The organism is Chelatococcus daeguensis (assembly GCF_001887265.1).
Taxonomy (GTDB): Bacteria; Pseudomonadota; Alphaproteobacteria; order Rhizobiales; family Beijerinckiaceae; genus Chelatococcus_A; species Chelatococcus_A sambhunathii.
This window is the reverse complement of the sequence record NZ_CP018096.1, coordinates 126,134-141,753: the sequence shown is the minus strand read 5'-3', so window position 1 is coordinate 141,753 and position 15,620 is coordinate 126,134. Positions and strand designations below refer to the sequence as shown.

Below are 15,620 nucleotides of genomic sequence, written 5' to 3'. Positions count from 1 at the left end.
ATCTGGCCCGCTTGTTGCTGGAAGGGGTGTGCTGCCTTCGGGCGGCCCAGCAGAACAGCCCATTCGGGAGGAAAAAGATGCCACGTCATTACGCCGCCGCTGCGGCGCTGATCGGCGCTGCCCTGTTCACGGGTGTCGCCTTTGCCCAGACCGGCAAGGTCACGGTCGTGACCTCCTTCTCCAAGGACGTGACGGACCCGTTCAAGCAGGCCTTCGAGAAGGCCCATCCGGGCGTCACGCTCGACGTGCAGAACCGCAACACCAATGCCGGCGTGAAATATCTCGAGGAGACGAAGGCCAACAACCAGGTCGACCTGTTCTGGGCCTCGGCGCCGGACGCCTTCGAGGTGCTGAAGGGCAAGGGCCTGCTCGAAGCCTACAAGCCCAAGGCCGAGGGCATCCCCGACAAGATCGGCTCCTATCCGATCAACGATCCCGATGGCTTCTATTCGGGTTTTGCCGCCTCCGGCTATGGCATCATGTGGAACGAGCGCTACGCCAAGGCCAATGAGCTGCCGGAGCCGAAGGATTGGCAGGACCTCGCCAAGCCGGTCTATTTCGACCATGTCGCCATGGCGGCGCCGTCGCGCTCGGGCACGACGCACCTGACCATCGAGACCATCCTGCAGGGCGAGGGCTGGGAGAAGGGCTGGCGCACGCTCAAGGAGGTGTCCGGCAACTTCCGGCAGATCACCGAGCGCTCCTTCGGCGTGCCGGAGGCCGTCAATTCCGGCCAGGTCGGCTTCGGCATCGTCATCGACTTCTTCGCCTTCTCCTCGCAGGCTTCCGGCTTTCCGGTGAAGTTCGTCTATCCGACGGTGACGACGATCGTGCCGGCCAATGTCGCGGTCGTCGCCAATGCGCCGAACAAGGCCAGCGCCCAGGCCTTCGTCGACTATCTCATCTCGCCCGCCGGGCAGGAGGTGCTGCTCGAGCCGAGCATCCGCCGCCTGCCGGTCAACCCGGCCGTCTATGACAAGGCCCCGGCCGACTATCCCAACCCCTTCAAGGATCCCTCCCTCGGGGCGCGGGTGAAGTTCGACGTCGAGGTGTCGGAGAAGCGCTCCAACGTCGTCGACGTGCTCTACGACCAGACCGTCACTTTCCAGCTCGATGCCCTGAAGGCGGCGACCAAGGCCATCCATGACGCCGAGGCGGCCCTCGCGAAGAAGGACAACGCCGAGGCCCGGGCCCTCGTCAGCGAGGCGCGCGACCTCGTCGCCGCCATGCCCATTACCGCGGAACAGGCCGCTTCACCCGAGATCACCGGCGCCTTCACCGGCGGCAAGGAGAAGGGCGCCCGCCAGGCCGAGCTCGAGCAGCAATGGTCCGCCTTCGCCAAGGAGCGCTATGCGCGGGCGCAGGCGAAGGCCGAAGAGGCGCTCAAGCGCGCGCGCTGATCCCGCGCCACGACCGGGCGGCTCCCCGGCGGGGCCGCCCCCACGTTTCCATGTCCATTCGGGGGAGCGTCCATGGCTGACGCCACGACCGCCGGGCGTGCGCATGCGCCGTCCGGACCTTTCCGGCATTTCATGACGTCCGCGACGCCGGGGCAGCTCGCCCTCGCCCTCGCGATCACCGTCTTCCTCGCCCTCTTCCTCATCATCCCGGTGGGGACGGTGATCTACGTCGCCTTCACGGAGAAGGGCACGGGCACTTTCACGCTCGTCAATTTCGTCGACTTCGCGCGGACCGACCTCTTCATCCGCTCCTTCTGGAACTCGGTCTATGTCTCGGCGATGTCGGTGGTGCTCGCCTCGATCTTCGCCCTGCCGCTCGCCTATATCACCACGCGCTTCGACTTCCGCGGCGCGATGCTGATCCAGACGCTGGGCTTCCTGCCGCTGATCATGCCGCCCTTCGTCGGCGCGGTCGCCATGCTGCTGCTCTTCGGGCGCAACGGCACGGTCAACCTCCTGCTCAACGACTGGTTCGGCTTCCGCATCCCCTTCATGGAGGGGCTGAACGGGGTCATCTTCGTGCAGGCGGTGCACTATTTCCCGTTCATCCTCATCAATCTTTCGGCGGCGTTGCGCAACATCGACCGGGCGATGGAGGAGGCGGCGCAGAACCTCGGCTGCTCGGGCTTCCGCCTGTTCCGCCGCATCGTCTTCCCGCTCGCCATGCCCGGCTATATCGCCGGCGCCTCGCTCGTCTTCGTCAAGGTCTTCGACGACCTCGCAACGCCGCTCCTGCTCAACGTCAAGGACATGCTGGCGCCGCAGGCCTATCTGCGCGTCACGTCGATCGGCATCGCCGATCCGATGGGCTACGTCATCTCGGTGGTGCTCATCGTGATGTCGATCCTCGCCATGTGGGTGTCGGCGCGGGCGATGCGCGGCAAGGACTACGCCACCGTCCAGCGTGGCGGCGGCGGCCTCGCCAAGCGGCAGATGCGGCCGTGGGAGAGCGTCGCGGCCTATGCGGCCGTCTTGCTCATCCTCCTGCTCGTGCTCGCGCCCCACATCGGGCTCCTGCTGCTGTCCTTCGCCACGATCTGGTCCTTCAGCCCGCTGCCCGACGGCTTCACCCTCGCGCATTATGGCCGCGTGTTCGGCGAGAGCTTCGTCTACGTCAAGAACACGCTGATCTATGCCTCGCTCGCCGGACTCATCGACGTGGTGCTCGGCACGGCCATCGCCTATCTCGTGCTGCGCACGAAGCTCATCGGCCGGCAATGGCTCGACTGGGCGGCGACGGCGGCGCTCGCCATTCCCGGCGTCGTGCTCGGCATCGGCTATCTGCGCACCTTCTACGGCGTGCAGCTGCCGGACGGGACGCCGCTCGCGACGCTGTGGATCGTGATCGTGCTGGCGCTCGCCATCCGGCGCCTGCCCTATGCGCTGCGCGCCTGCTATGCCGCGCTCCAGCAGATCTCGGTTTCGCTCGAGGAGGCGGCCGAGAACCTTGGTGCCACGAAGGTGCGCACGGTGCGCCGCATCGTTCTGCCGCTGATGGCCGGCGGCATCCTTGCGGGCTTCGTGACGAGCTTCGCCACGGCGGCGGTCGAACTGTCGGCGACGCTGATGCTCGTGCAGTCGAACGCGGATGCGCCGCTCGCCTACGGGCTCTACGTCTTCATGCAATCGGCCGCCGGGCGCGGGCCGGGGGCGGCGCTCGGCGTCATCGCCGTGCTGCTCGTCGCCCTGTGCACCTTCGCCTCGCACCTCATCATCGAGAAGAGCCAGAAGGCCAAGGGGGCGGGGCACTGATGCGCCCCGCCGCCCCCAAGGGAAAACGCCAATGAACCAGCCCCTTTCCGTCTCCACCCTCGGCGCCCAGGCCGTCGACGTGGATATCCGCAGCGTCGATCTCTCCTACGGCACCAACCATGTCCTCAAGGGCATCGACCTCCACATCCGGCCCGGCGAGTTCTTCGCCTTCCTCGGTCCGTCGGGCTGCGGGAAGACGACGCTGCTGCGCCTGATCGCCGGCTTCAACCGCGCCGACGGCGGCGAGGTGCTGGTCGGCGGGCGGGAGGTGTCGCACCTGCCGCCGTGGAAGCGCGACGTCGGCATGGTCTTCCAGTCCTATGCCCTGTGGCCGCACATGAGCGTGAAGCGCAACGTCGCCTTTGGCCTCGAGGAAAGGAAGGTGCCCAGGGCCGAGATCGAGCGGCGCGTCGCGGCCGCGTTGGAACTCGTCGGCCTTTCGCATCTCGCCGACCGTCGCCCTTCGCAACTCTCCGGCGGCCAGCAGCAGCGCGTCGCCGTGGCCCGCACCATCGCCATTGAGCCCAAGGTGCTGCTGCTCGACGAGCCCCTCTCCAACCTCGACGCGAAAATGCGCGTGCAGGTGAGGCGCGAGCTGCGCGATCTGCAGCAGCGCCTCGGCCTGACGACGATCTTCGTCACTCACGACCAGGAGGAGGCGAACACGATCTGCGACCGTATCGCCGTCATGAACGACGGCGCCGTGCAGCAGGTCGGCTCGCCCATGGAGCTCTACGAGAAGCCGGCCAACCTGTTCGTCGCCAGCTTCCTCGGCACGGCCAACATCGTGCCCGGTCGCGTGATCGAGGAGGGCGGGGCGCGCCTCTTCGAGATCGACGCCGGCGTGCGCTTGCCGATCCCGGCTCATGTCACGGTGCCGGAGGGGGCCAAGCTCGTCTTCCGCCCTCAGCATGCCTCGCTCGGGGCCGACGGCGCCCGCGACGTGTCCCTGCCGGGCACGGTCCTGCACAGCGAATTCCTGGGCTCGACGGTGCGCTACGGAGTCAAGGTCGGCTCCGCCGAGGTCTCGATCGACGTACCTTTCCAGTCGGGCGAGGCCATCCACAAGCCGGGCGCCGCCGTCGAGGTGGGCCTGTCGCTGAATGCGGCTGTCTGGCTTGCATCCTGAAGGGATGTGCAGCGGTCCGCCGCGTGGCATATGCGTTGCGGCGATTTCTCGCGCGGCGGTGTCCTCCCGCCGCCGCGCGACGCCGCTCCACATTCGCGCTTCCCAATCCGAGAGCTTCCCATGACGCCCCCCAAGGCCATTCTCTTCGACCTCGACGGAACGCTCGTCGACAGTGCCCGCGACCTGACCGACGCGGTCAATGCCCTTCTCGCCGAGGAGGGGCTGCCGCAGGTGAGCCTTGCGGCGGTCAAGTCGATGATCGGCGACGGGGCGGCGAAGCTCGTGGAGCGCGCGCTCGCCGCGACGGGGGGCGACCTGTCCCGCCTGCCCGCCCATGTCGTGCGTTTCCTCGCCATCTACGAAACGGGCGCCGCCGGTCACACGGCGGCCTATCCCGGCGTGCCGGAGGTGCTCCATGAGCTCAAGCGGCGCGGGCTGAGGCTCGCCGTCGTCACCAACAAGCCCTATGCGGCGACCATGGATATCCTCGAGGCGCTCGGCCTCGCCGGCTTCTTCGGCGCGGTGATCGGCGGCGACAGCCTGCCCGAGCGCAAGCCGCACCCGGCGCCGCTCCAGGCCGCGCTGGCGCGCCTCGAGGTCTCGCCCGAGGCGGCGATCATGGTCGGCGACAATTATCACGACGTGGAGGCGGCGCGGGCCGCCGGCGTGCGCGCCTTCGCCGTGACCTACGGCTACAGCCACCGGCCGCATGCGGAGCTCGGCGCCGACCGCCTCCTCGACACCATGTCCGAGCTGCCGCTCCTCCTCGACGAGGCGGTCGCCGCCTGAGCCTCAGGACCCATCCCATGCGACTGATCCTCGTGCGCCACGGCGAGACGGTGTGGAACGCCGAGCGCCGCCTGCAGGGCCACGCCGACGCCCCCTTGTCGGAGCGCGGCATCGCCCAGGCGCGGCGGGCGGCCGCCTTCTTCGCTGCGGAGCCGGCGCCCGGCCTCGTCGTCTCCTCCGACCTCGGCCGCGCGCGCCGCACGGCCGAGATCCTCGGCTTTCCCGACGCCGTGACGGATCCCCGCCTGCGCGAGATGGACCTCGGCGATTGGACGGGCCGCTTCATTGCGGAGATCGAGGCCGAGGACAGGCACGCCTATCGCGATTGGCGGCTCGGCACCCATACGCCGCCCCGGGGCGAGACGTGGCAGGCGTTCCGTGGGCGCGTCGGCGCGGCCATCGCGGACATCCTCGCCCGCGCGCCCGGGGACGCGGTCGTCGTGACGCACGAGGGCGTCGTGCGCGCCACCTGCGACGTCCTCGTCGGGCTCGCGCCCCAGCGCCTCGCGCCCCTCGTGCCGGGCGCCGTCACCGTCTTCGCGGTGAACCGCGCCGTCTCGCCGGCTGCCGCGCGCCTCCTGACGTTCAACTATGTTTCAGCGCCCGACGACCTGAAGATCCGCGGCCTCGACCACGCGCCGGTCTAGCTACCGCACGAAGCCCATGGGCTCGCCGGTGTCGGGGTGGCGCATCACGCCCATGGCGATGCCGTAGATGGTCTCGAGCTGCCGCGGCGTCATGATCGCGTCCGGCGTGCCGCGGGCGAGCAGGCGGCCGCCGCGCAGGGCGACGATCTCGTCGCAGAAGCGCGCCGCCATGTTGACGTCGTGCAGCACCACGATGACGGCGAGGCCGCGCTCGTGCGCGAGACGGCGCACCAGCGCCAGCACCTCGACCTGATGGGCGACGTCAAGGGCGGAGATCGGCTCGTCGAGCAGCAGGCATTCGGTATCCTGCGCCACCAGCATGGCGAGCCAGGCACGCTGGCGCTCGCCGCCGGACAGGGTGTCGACCAGCCGGTCGGCGAAGATCTCGACATCGGTGAGCGCCATCGCTTGGGCGACCTTCTCCCGGTCGATGGCGGAGAAGCGCCCGAGCGCGCCGTGCCAGGGATAGCGGCCGAGCGCTACGAGTTCCTTCACCAGCATGCCCGTGGCGGGCGGCGTCTGCTGCGGCAGGTAGCCGACCTTGCGGGCAAACGCCCGGTCGCCCCATTCCGGCAGCGGCCGGCCGGCGAAACGCACGGTGCCGGCCGACGGCTGCTGCTGGCGCGCCAGCAGCTTGACCAGCGTCGACTTGCCGGAGCCGTTGTGACCGATGAGGCCGACGACGCGCTTCGCCGGGAGGGTCAATGAGAGCGGTCCAAGCAGGGTGCGCTCGGGCAGCGCGAAGGCGACATCGTCGAGCGCGAAGAGCGGGCCGGTCATGTCGGATGCGGCTTCGGTCGGGCGAGTCGGGAGGTCGAGCATCGGGAGCCTCGTCAGGTGCCGACGGTGAGCATGAGGAGGTCGGCGGCTGCCGCCGGCTGCATGGCCGCACGCTGACCGGCGTTCTGGTCCCGGCAGTGCGCCCGAGCGCCGGAATACGCCCACGGAGGGGCGGCGCGCAATGGGCAATGCACGAAGCACGAGCCTTTCCATCCGACCCGGACCGCAGCGCCGGGAAATGCTTGCCGGAGCTGGCGGGTCCCCCTCGTACGCGCCCCGCGTCCGCGAGGGCGGCAACGACGGCGTCCGTCGTGCGCTGCACATGCGTGCCGATGGCGTCGACCGCGCGGGTGGTGTCGCACTCGAGCGCCGAACCGAGCAGCGCGCGGTGCTCGCAGTGGATGTCCCGTGTCAGCAGCGTGCGCACGCGGAAAAGGGGACGATAGCGCTTGGGATGCTCGAACATCATCCCTCTCAGGCGCAGCAGCCAGGCCGAGGGTCAGTCGAAGACGGGCGGCGGACGTGGGGGGCCGAGAACGTCGCCGAGCCACGGCATGTCCGGGTCACCACCGAGATCGTGCACTCCGGCGATGAGGCGTTCGACGGCGGGTGCCGACAGCGCCATGCCGCACAGCCCGCGCGTCTTGTCGAAAAAGGCCGCCTCGCCGACCGGATTGGCCGGCGAGTCGAGCGGATTCGTCACGCGGGTCGCGAACGAGCGTCCGTCCCGCGTCGCAATCCGCATGAAGGACTCTTCGGTTGTGAGGACGGCGTCGTCGACGGTGAGCGCGAGCAGCGGCACCGGCTTCCTTGAAATCTTCAACTAGCATTACTATTTGCGGACAAATAAATACCGCTGATCTTGCAACTTGTTATCGATAATAATTCACGGTAGATTTGTTGTGTTGTAGAAAAGTGTTTCAACTTGGCGTTGTTCCAGCCCAAACGCTAACCACTCCCGACCCTGAGCGGCTCTCATCCCCCCTAATTCGACAACCTGCTCAGGGTCGTTCCCTTTTGCAGAGGAATCGCCCGAGGCGGACGCGCGGCTGCTTTGTTGATGAGCGAGTCGAACGGTTGGGAACATGCGGCGCGCTGGTGCCGTCGGCATCATCGCTGCGCCGTTCCTGCCGCTGCCATCTCCGGAACCCGCGGCGGGGCAGCATCGGCGGCAGCGGTTTGGTCACATGGCGCGCGGCCTCTCCCGTCCGGCCCGGGTCTCCAGCGCCGTCAGCGCCTTTTCGAGGAGCCGGCGCGTCTCGCCTGCCGAGCCTGCGTCGAGCGCCTTGATGTCGAGAAAGAGATCGAGGCCCTGGACCTGGCCATGGATGACGTCGGCTTCGGCCGCTCCGGAAAGTCCCCGCACGACATAAGGCACGACGGCGCGGCTCACGCCCTTGACCGCGATCGGCGCAAGCGCCTCGGCTTCGACGATGTCGCGCACCAGCGCATAGGTCTCGTAGCTGATGACAATCGAACCCGGCTGTGCGACGGCCTGCAGGCGCGCCGCAAGGTTCGCCTCCGCCCCGATGATCGTGTAGTCCATGCGGTTGTCACTGCCGAAATTGCCGACGTGACAAAAGCCGGTGTTGATGCCCATGCGCACCTCGAGCGGCTCGGCGAGGCCGCGCTTGCGCCATTCGGCGTTGAGCCGGCCGAGCGCCGCCTGCATGTCGAGCGCCATGCGCACGGCCGCGGCCGCGTCCTCCCGGACGCCGCGCGTATCGGGATCACCGAAGAAGAGCAGGATGGCGTCGCCGACGAACTTGTCGATGGTCGCCCCGTGGCGCAGCGCGATGACCGACATCTCGGTGAAATATTCGTTGAGGAGCGCGGTCAGGTCCTCCGGCTGCAGGCGCTCCGTCAGGGCCGTGAAGTCCTTGATGTCGGAGAAGAAAATGGTGAGCTTCTTGCGCTCGGCGGTTATGGCGACCTCCTTGGCGCCGCTGAAGATGCTGCGGTAGACCTGTGGCGAGAGATAGCGCGCGATCTTGGCCGAGACGGTGCCGAGGAAGGCGTTCGCCTGTGCGAGTTCGCCGTTCATGTGCCGGATGACAGCCGCCTGCCGGCTCTGCATGCGGATGAAGGCGAGGCCACACGCCGCCACCACGGCGAAATAGACGAGCAGGGACTGGAAAGAGAAGATGCTCGCCTCGATGGGCCGGCGCACGGTGACCTCCTGCACGCCGCGCACGTCGCCGACGCGCCAGTTCTGCTTCGGGCTGTCGGGATGGCTGTTGTGGCAGGCGACGCAGGCCGGGCCCATGACGATGGGCGTCGCGATGCGCACGGTGCGGTCGACGAGCGTGCCCGAGACGTCGACGACCGGCCTTGCCGCATCCTGCCGCAGTTGTTCCAGGGCCGTCTGCTCGAAGGCATCGATCGGATGGCCCGCCCGCTTGCGGAAGGGAAAATCCGAGAAGATGCGGATCTTGACCGCTCCATCGCGCGCGCTGATGCGCTTGCCGAGCTCGATGGACATGGCCGTCGGCATGGGGGCGTCCTCGCCATGGCTTTCGCCGTCGAGCCGCCCGAGCACGTCATTGGCGTAATAGGTGCGCATCTCGTCGATGAGCACGCCGATCTCGGTCGCCTCACCCTGCATCATCCGGGTGGACAGGCCCCTCAGGTCGAGCCACACCGCAAGGGGAAGTCCGACGACGAGAGGCAGGACGAGAACGGCGAGAGAGAATGTCGCCGTCCGGTGCCGGTGACGTTGTATGTGCGGAAGAGGAGCGCGCATGGCTGACCCACGAGCCGGTGGCCCGCCGCCGGGCGGGAGCCCGGCCGGTAGTGCCGATGGGGTCGAGAATGCACGAACCGCATTTCAGGCACATTGCGTCCGAAACGTTTTCGATTTCGTCATTTGCGATTCTGCCGCAATATTCGTTCGATTCTGGCTATTTCAGATTTCGTTTGGGCTTCGCTTTCAACGCGGAGTTTCTGCCTCGAGGTCAACACCTTCGAAGACATGGCGCCCGAGCGGGTCGATGCCGAAGCCTTTCACTTCCTTGCGCGTGGCCATGAAGACGATGGAATGGGCGAGGGGAACCCAGGGCGCCTCGCGCTTGAAGACCTGCTGCGCCTGCCGGTAGAGCGCCTCGCGCTCGTTGCGGTTGCTCGTGGCCTTGGCGCGCGTGACGAGCGCGTCGTATGCGGGCAGGCACCACTTGGCGACGTTGTTGCCGCCGGGCCGGGCCGCCGCGCAGCCGAGCAGCACGTTGAGGAAATTGTCGGGGTCGCCGTTGTCGCCGGTCCAGCCGTATAGCGCGAGGGGCGGCTCGCCGGCCTGCAGCTTGGCGCGATACTGGTCCCATTCGGTGGTAACGAGACGGGCACGGATGCCGATGCGCGCGAGATCGGCCTGCACCAGCTCGGCGACGCGGCGGCCGTCGGGATTGTAGGGCCGGCTGACCGGCATGTACCAAAGCTCGGTGTCGAGCCCGTCCGGATAGCCCGCCTCGGCGACGAGGCGCCGGGCCTGCCCGGGGTCATAGGGGTAATCTTCGATCGCCTCGTTGTAGGACCACAGCAGGGGTGGGATCGGATTCTTGGCCACCGTGCCTGTGCCCCGGTGCACAGCCTCGATGATGGCACGCTTGTCGATCGCCATGTTCACGGCGTGCCGCAGCTTGACCTTGTCGAAGGGCGGGCGCGCGGCATTCATCGCGAGATAGCCGATGTTGAGCCCTTCCTGCTGGAGGAGGCGCAGCGATGGATTGGCGGCGATGGTCTCCCGGTCGCTCGGGTTGGGGAAGGCCATGACGTGACATTCGCCCGCCTTGAGCTTGGCGAGCCGCACGGCCGGATTGGGCGTGATGGAGAAGACGAGGGTGTCGATCTTCTGCCGCCCGTTCCAGTGGTCGGCGAAGGCCCGGTAGCGGATGGCGATGTCCTTCTGGTAGCCGACGAGCGCGAACGGCCCGGTGCCGACGGGATCGGCATCGAGCCGCGCGGGCTCGCCCCGGCGCAGAAGGAGATCGCCGTATTCCGCCGACAGCATCACGTTGAAAGGCATGGCGAGATTGGCGAGGAACGGCGCTTCGGCGCGGGCGAGGCGGATGCGGACGGTGTGGTCGTCAACCTTCTCGATGGCGCGGATGAGGTCCGGCATGCCGAGGTCGCGGAAATAGTCGAAGGTGGCCCCCGGCGTGCCATGGAAGGGATGATCCTCCTTCCATTGCCGCATCAGGGAAAAAAGGACGTCGTCGGCGTTGAAGTCGCGGGTCGGGGTGAAGACGGCGTTGGCATGGAACTTGACCCCCCGCCGCAGACGGAAGGTGTAGACCGTGCCGTCCGGCGAGATCTCCCAGGATTCGGCGAGCGCCGGCACGATCCGCGTCGTGCCGGGCACGAATTCGACGAGGTTGTTGAACATTGGCCGTCCCGCGTTCATGCCCGTCGTCGTGGTCACGATCTGCGGGTTGAGGGCCTCGGGGCTGCCTTCCGAGCAGAAGACCAGCGTCTTGGCGGCGGCGGGCGAGGCGGCGAGGGCGAGCCCGCAGGCGGCCGCCACCAGATGTTTCACCATGTTCTCCCCCTTTGTCAGAGCGCCGCGAGGGCTTCGGGCCGGGGTTCGCCGGCAAGCTGCTTCGGCATCTCGATGCGGAAGGCGGTGCCGGCGCCCGGACGACTCTCCACGTCGATGCGTCCCTGCAGCTTGTTGGTGACGAGGTTGTAGACGATGTGGAGCCCGAGCCCGGTGCTGCCACGATGACGGGCGGTGGTGAAGAAGGGATCGAAGATGCGCCCCAGATGTTGCGGCGCGATGCCCTTGCCGTCGTCGCGCACGGTCAGTCGCAGCAGCTCGGGAGCGTCCTGCACGGTGACGGTGATGCGCCCGCTCTCGCCCTCCTCATAGGCATGCAGGGCGGCATTGATGATGAGATTGGTCAGCACCTGCGCGAGCGCCCCGGGATATGTGCCGACCTGCAGGTGGACGGGACAGTCCACGGTGACCATGTGCCGCGTCTTGCGCAGCAGCGGCCCGAGACTGCGAATCACGTCGTCGAGCCAGCCCTTCATCTCGAAGCGGCGCGGCTCGTCGCTCACCTGGTCGACCGCGACCTGCTTGAAGCTGTGCACGAGGTCGCTCGCCCGGCCGAGGTTGTCGAAGAGCAGGCGTGAGCCCTCCTTCATGCGATCGAGGAAATGGGCAAGGCGCGAGCGCGCCAGCTGGTTGCCGTCGAGCGCCCGCTCGAATTCCTGCGCCTCGTCACCCAGCAGCGTGGCGGTGGTCAGCGCGATGCCGAGCGGGGTGTTGATCTCGTGGGCCACGCCGGCGACGAGCTGGCCGAGAGAAGCGAGCTTCTCCGCCTGGATGAGGTCCGCCTGCGTCTGCTGCAGCTCGGCCAGCGTTTCGTCGGTCCGTTCCTTCGCGTGGCGCAGGTCGCGCTCGCGTCGGCTGATCTCGGTGACGAAGACATTGGCCGCCCGCGCCATGTCGCCGAGTTCGTCGCGCCGGTCGGATTCGGTGATGCGCCCGGCGAGCGGGTCGGCTGCGAGTGCCAGCATGCTGCTCTGCAGGCGGCGCAGTGGCATGGTGATCGACTTGGCGGCCGCGAAGGCGACCACCGAGCCGAACAGCAGGCCGATGGTGGCACCGATCACGAGCACGTGACCGATGAAGGCGCCAAGCCAGTCGGCATCGCCCGTGAAGAGGTCGTTGAGCGAGCGCGCCTTGGCCACCATGGCCGCCGCTGTCCGGTCCATGTCGGCGATCATCGCGTTCTGCTTGCGGATGCCCTCGATCGTGGTGCCGAGCCGCTCGCCCCACTCGGTGATGGCATCGATCATGTCGGTCTGGATGAGGGGTGAGATCGGCAGGGCGGCTGCGATGGCGGCGAGTTCGCCGCTGCGCGCCAGCTTGCGCTCGGCGACGTCGGCATCGCGGCGGGTGAGCGCCTCGTGCGTCTCCTGGCCGAGCTTTAGGGTGGAGACGGCGACGTTCTGGGTGGCCTGCTCGGTCTCGTTGGCCTCGACGGAATAGGTGAGGAGCTGGGCCACCTCTTCCTGCAGGGCACGCTGGGCCGTCACCTCGATCTTGAGCAGGCGGTCGCACCATGCGAGCAGGCGCTCGGCGACCGTGCCGGTCTCGGCGGGCCCCGCCGCAGCCGCGGCGCGCGTGAGGTCGTCCAGTTCGCGGGTGGCGCCGCTGCGCCCGGCACCCAGCGCCTCGGCGAGGCTGCCGGCGGCATGGCTGATCTGCGCCACAGCGAAGCCATGGTCATTGCCGTCGGGCTGTCGCAGCGCCGTCTGCAGGCCCCACAGGGTGGCGCGCAGCTGATAGGCCCGGTCGACGATGTCGCGCAGGCGCCGCAACTGCTGGTCCTTCTCGGTCAGCGTCGTGATGATGTCGGCATTCGAGGCGTGCTGCCGGGCACGAGCCTCGTCGGCCAGATTGACGAGCCTCGCGGCGCGCAGTGACATCTCGGCGATGAGACGGTCATTCACTGTCGTCACGGCGATATATTCGTCCATACGCGCGACATAGCGGGCGAGCGTGTCCTGCAGGCTCGCCACCTCGCGCCGCTGCGCCTGTGTGCGCGCGAGCGGGCCGAGCGCGGCGAGCTGAACCTGGGCGCGCGCCGCCCGCTCGCGGAAGCGCTCCGCATGCGGGTCGCGCTCGACCGGATTGGCGCTCACGTAATCATCACGGACGGTCATCGCGACGAGAAGGTCGCGATAGATGGCGCCGGCGAGGACGGCCCCGCTGCGGGCGCGTTCGGCTTCGTTCAGCAGCAGCCACGCGGCGACGGCAATGCCGGCGGCAATCGCGATGGGAATGCCGCCGACGAGCATGATCTTGTTCCTGATCCGCATGATCCCTCCGACCGACTGGAGGGCATCCTGCCCGCTCGCCGTTGCGGGGCTTTTGCGTTGCCGGTGCCGGGAGCCGCCATTTCTTTGCGGACGTGACATGATGTTTCGCGCCCGTGGCCGGGCGCGAAACGGGAGGCCTATCCGCCGTCGGGCTCGAAGGCGTAGCCGAGGCCGCGCACGGTGCGGATGAAGCGCGGGTTGGCCGGATCGGGTTCGATCTTGCGGCGGATGCGCGTGATGCGCACGTCGATGGCGCGGTCGAAGGCCTCGGCATCACGTGCATCGGCGACGTCGAGCAGAAATTCGCGCGAAAGCACGCGGCGCGGATGATCGGCGAAGGCCTTGAGCAGCAGGAATTCGGACTTGGTCAGCGGCTGCGACTGGCCCGCCTCGTCGCGCAGGCGGTGGGTGTCGACGTCGAGCCACTTGGTGCCGAAGCGGACGCTGCGGCCGGCTGCGGGCTGGGAGGCGCCGGCCCGTGTGCTGCGACGCAGGACCGAGCGGACGCGCGCAACGAGCTCGCGCAGCTCGCACGGCTTGGCGAGATAGTCGTCGGCGCCGAGCTCGAGCCCGACGATCCGGTCGATGGCGCTCGCGGTGGCGGTGAGCATGATGACCGGCACGTCGCCCGCCGCCTTGAGCTGGCGCACCACCGACAGTCCGTCCTCGCCAGGCATGTTGAGGTCGAGCACCACGAGGTCCGGCTGCTGCCTGGCCATGAAATGGCGCAGGCTGGCGGCACCGTCGCATAGGGTCACGGCAAAGCCGTGGAGGCGCAGGTAGTCGCCCACCATCTCACGGGTGGCCGGCTCGTCGTCCACCACCGCGATATGCGGCCCCGTGTTCGTCATGGCGGGTCATCACCGTCGTCGAGGGGCAGAAGGAGACTGAAGGTCGTGCCGCGGCCCGGACCGTGGCTCTGCGCCGTCACCGTGCCGCCGTGCAGCTCGGCGATGCGGCGGGTGATGAACAGGCCGAGGCCCGTCGCGCTCTCTCCGCCCGTCGGCTGGGCCGAGAGGCGCTGGAAGCGGCCGAAGAGGCGCATCTCGTCCTCGGCCAAGAGGCCCGGTCCCTCGTCGCGCACATGGCAGGCGGCGCCGCCCGGCTCGCGCGCGAGCGACAGCGTGATGTTCGTGCCCCCGGGGCTGTACTTGACGGCATTGGACACGAGGTTGTCGAGCGCCTCGCGCAGGCGGTCGGCGTCGCCCGTGATCATGAGACGCTCCGGCACTTCCATGGTGAGGCGCTGGCCCTTGCGCTCGGCGAGGATGCGGTTGCTCGCGGCGACCTCGGCAACGAGCACGGCAAGGTCGACCGGGCCGCGGCGCAACGCGATGTCGAGGGCATCGCCCATGGCGTCGGCGATGAGCGCATCGATCATCCGGCACATGTGGCGGGCGGAGTTGCGCACGTGTTCCACCTGCGCGCGCATGGTCTCGCGCGGCGGCGGCTCCTGGCGCACGAGATCGTCCAGCATTTCCATTCGACCGAGAATGATGCCGAGCGGGTTCTTCAGGTCGTGAGCGATGGTGCCGAGCATCTCGGATTTCAGACGGTTGGCCCGGGCGAGTTCCGCGCTGCGGGCGGCGAGGCGCTCATTGGCCTCACGCAGGCTGGCGGTACGCTCGGCCACACGCTGCTCGAGCAGGGCGTTTGCGTCGGCGAGCTCGCGGCGCGCTGCCCCGAGACGCTCCAGTTGGGCATAGCTGCGCAGCGCCGCGGTCAGCGTGGTGAAGAGCCGGTCGGCGGTGAGCTCTGTCTTCGCCTTGTAGTCGTTGATGTCGTGGTCGATGACGATGCGTCGCTCCGGCGCCTGGCCGGGCTGGCCGGTGCGCAGGACGATGCGGACGGTCTCGTTGGCGAGGTCGCGGCGGATGAAATCGACGAGGCTGAGGCCGGCGTCGTCACGCTCCATGACGACGTCGAGCAGGATCACCGCGATATCAGGCCGCTCGGCGACGAGCCGGCGACCTTCGGCGGCCGAACTCGCGCTGAGGATCTCGAGGCCGCGCCCGTCGAGCCGGTAGTCCCGCAAGGCGAAGAGCGTCGCCTCGTGCACGGCCCGGTCGTCGTCGATGACGGCGACCGTCCAGGGTCGCGTCCCGCTGGCCTCTTCGTTCTGAGGCATATCGTCGGTGAGGTAGAAAAGATCGCTCTTGTCCACCAGCACGCCTCGCTCCCGCCCTGCGGCAAGACTAGCACGATCATGCGCCTGCAACATCTGCGGCCCCTGCCGAAATG

The 15,620-nt window shown here is 68.3% G+C and carries 12 protein-coding genes; 5 read left to right on the top strand and 7 right to left on the bottom strand.

Annotated features, from left to right (window positions below; all coding sequences use genetic code 11):
• Nucleotides 1-77: 77 nt before the first annotated feature.
• The 5 genes from BOQ54_RS17565 to BOQ54_RS17545 all read left to right on the top strand — a co-directional run bounded on the left by BOQ54_RS17565 (nucleotide 78) and on the right by BOQ54_RS17545 (nucleotide 5,777).
• Nucleotides 78-1,400, top strand: coding sequence for an ABC transporter substrate-binding protein (locus tag BOQ54_RS17565; RefSeq protein ID WP_071924613.1), 1,323 nt, complete (start codon nucleotides 78-80; stop codon nucleotides 1,398-1,400).
• A gap of 132 nt (nucleotides 1,401-1,532) precedes the next feature.
• Nucleotides 1,533-3,212: an ABC transporter permease gene (locus BOQ54_RS17560; protein ID WP_055458975.1), complete on the top strand. Its 1,680-nt coding sequence runs from the start codon at nucleotides 1,533-1,535 to the stop codon at nucleotides 3,210-3,212.
• Between the two features lie 31 nt (nucleotides 3,213-3,243).
• Nucleotides 3,244-4,341: an ABC transporter ATP-binding protein gene (locus tag BOQ54_RS17555; RefSeq protein WP_055458771.1), complete on the top strand. Its 1,098-nt coding sequence runs from the start codon at nucleotides 3,244-3,246 to the stop codon at nucleotides 4,339-4,341.
• A gap of 120 nt (nucleotides 4,342-4,461) precedes the next feature.
• Nucleotides 4,462-5,130, top strand: coding sequence for a phosphoglycolate phosphatase (gene gph, locus BOQ54_RS17550; RefSeq protein ID WP_071924612.1), 669 nt, complete (start codon nucleotides 4,462-4,464; stop codon nucleotides 5,128-5,130).
• 17 nt (nucleotides 5,131-5,147) lie between these two features.
• A complete protein-coding gene (locus BOQ54_RS17545; RefSeq protein ID WP_071924611.1) occupies nucleotides 5,148-5,777 on the top strand; it encodes a histidine phosphatase family protein in 630 nt (209 codons plus the stop codon).
• Here the strand turns inward: BOQ54_RS17545 and BOQ54_RS17540 are convergent, their stop codons facing one another.
• The 7 genes from BOQ54_RS17540 to BOQ54_RS17505 all read right to left on the bottom strand — a co-directional run bounded on the left by BOQ54_RS17540 (nucleotide 5,778) and on the right by BOQ54_RS17505 (nucleotide 15,546).
• On the bottom strand, nucleotides 5,778-6,599 hold the full coding sequence (locus BOQ54_RS17540; RefSeq protein WP_055458774.1) for an ATP-binding cassette domain-containing protein: 822 nt from the start codon (nucleotides 6,597-6,599) through the stop codon (nucleotides 5,778-5,780).
• A gap of 457 nt (nucleotides 6,600-7,056) precedes the next feature.
• Entirely contained in the window at nucleotides 7,057-7,359 is a 303-nt protein-coding gene (locus BOQ54_RS17530) for a hypothetical protein (protein WP_186438081.1), read from the bottom strand.
• A 381-nt stretch (nucleotides 7,360-7,740) separates the two neighbouring features.
• Nucleotides 7,741-9,300 (bottom strand): adenylate/guanylate cyclase domain-containing protein, encoded by a 1,560-nt coding sequence (locus BOQ54_RS17525; protein WP_071924610.1) that lies wholly within the window; start codon nucleotides 9,298-9,300, stop codon nucleotides 7,741-7,743.
• 186 nt (nucleotides 9,301-9,486) lie between these two features.
• Entirely contained in the window at nucleotides 9,487-11,088 is a 1,602-nt protein-coding gene (locus tag BOQ54_RS17520) for an ABC transporter substrate-binding protein (RefSeq protein ID WP_063188362.1), read from the bottom strand.
• 14 nt (nucleotides 11,089-11,102) lie between these two features.
• On the bottom strand, nucleotides 11,103-13,379 hold the full coding sequence (locus BOQ54_RS17515) for a sensor histidine kinase (protein WP_055458777.1): 2,277 nt from the start codon (nucleotides 13,377-13,379) through the stop codon (nucleotides 11,103-11,105).
• A gap of 137 nt (nucleotides 13,380-13,516) precedes the next feature.
• Complete coding sequence (locus BOQ54_RS17510) at nucleotides 13,517-14,230, bottom strand: response regulator (protein ID WP_055458778.1); 714 nt, start codon at nucleotides 14,228-14,230, stop codon at nucleotides 13,517-13,519.
• Entirely contained in the window at nucleotides 14,227-15,546 is a 1,320-nt protein-coding gene (locus BOQ54_RS17505) for an ATP-binding protein (protein WP_432431532.1), read from the bottom strand. The genes BOQ54_RS17510 and BOQ54_RS17505 overlap by 4 nt, the downstream gene beginning before the upstream one ends.
• Nucleotides 15,547-15,620: the final 74 nt, after the last annotated feature.

Coding starts and splice junctions, on each gene's coding strand:
- BOQ54_RS17565 (WP_071924613.1), top strand. CDS start 78: ATGCCACGTCATTACGCCGCCGCTGCGGCGCTGATCGGCGCTGCCCTG.
- BOQ54_RS17560 (WP_055458975.1), top strand. CDS start 1,533: ATGACGTCCGCGACGCCGGGGCAGCTCGCCCTCGCCCTCGCGATCACC.
- BOQ54_RS17555 (WP_055458771.1), top strand. CDS start 3,244: ATGAACCAGCCCCTTTCCGTCTCCACCCTCGGCGCCCAGGCCGTCGAC.
- gph (WP_071924612.1), top strand. CDS start 4,462: ATGACGCCCCCCAAGGCCATTCTCTTCGACCTCGACGGAACGCTCGTC.
- BOQ54_RS17545 (WP_071924611.1), top strand. CDS start 5,148: ATGCGACTGATCCTCGTGCGCCACGGCGAGACGGTGTGGAACGCCGAG.
- BOQ54_RS17540 (WP_055458774.1), bottom strand. CDS start 6,599: ATGCTCGACCTCCCGACTCGCCCGACCGAAGCCGCATCCGACATGACC.
- BOQ54_RS17525 (WP_071924610.1), bottom strand. CDS start 9,300: ATGCGCGCTCCTCTTCCGCACATACAACGTCACCGGCACCGGACGGCG.
- BOQ54_RS17520 (WP_063188362.1), bottom strand. CDS start 11,088: ATGGTGAAACATCTGGTGGCGGCCGCCTGCGGGCTCGCCCTCGCCGCC.
- BOQ54_RS17515 (WP_055458777.1), bottom strand. CDS start 13,379: ATGCGGATCAGGAACAAGATCATGCTCGTCGGCGGCATTCCCATCGCG.
- BOQ54_RS17510 (WP_055458778.1), bottom strand. CDS start 14,230: ATGACGAACACGGGGCCGCATATCGCGGTGGTGGACGACGAGCCGGCC.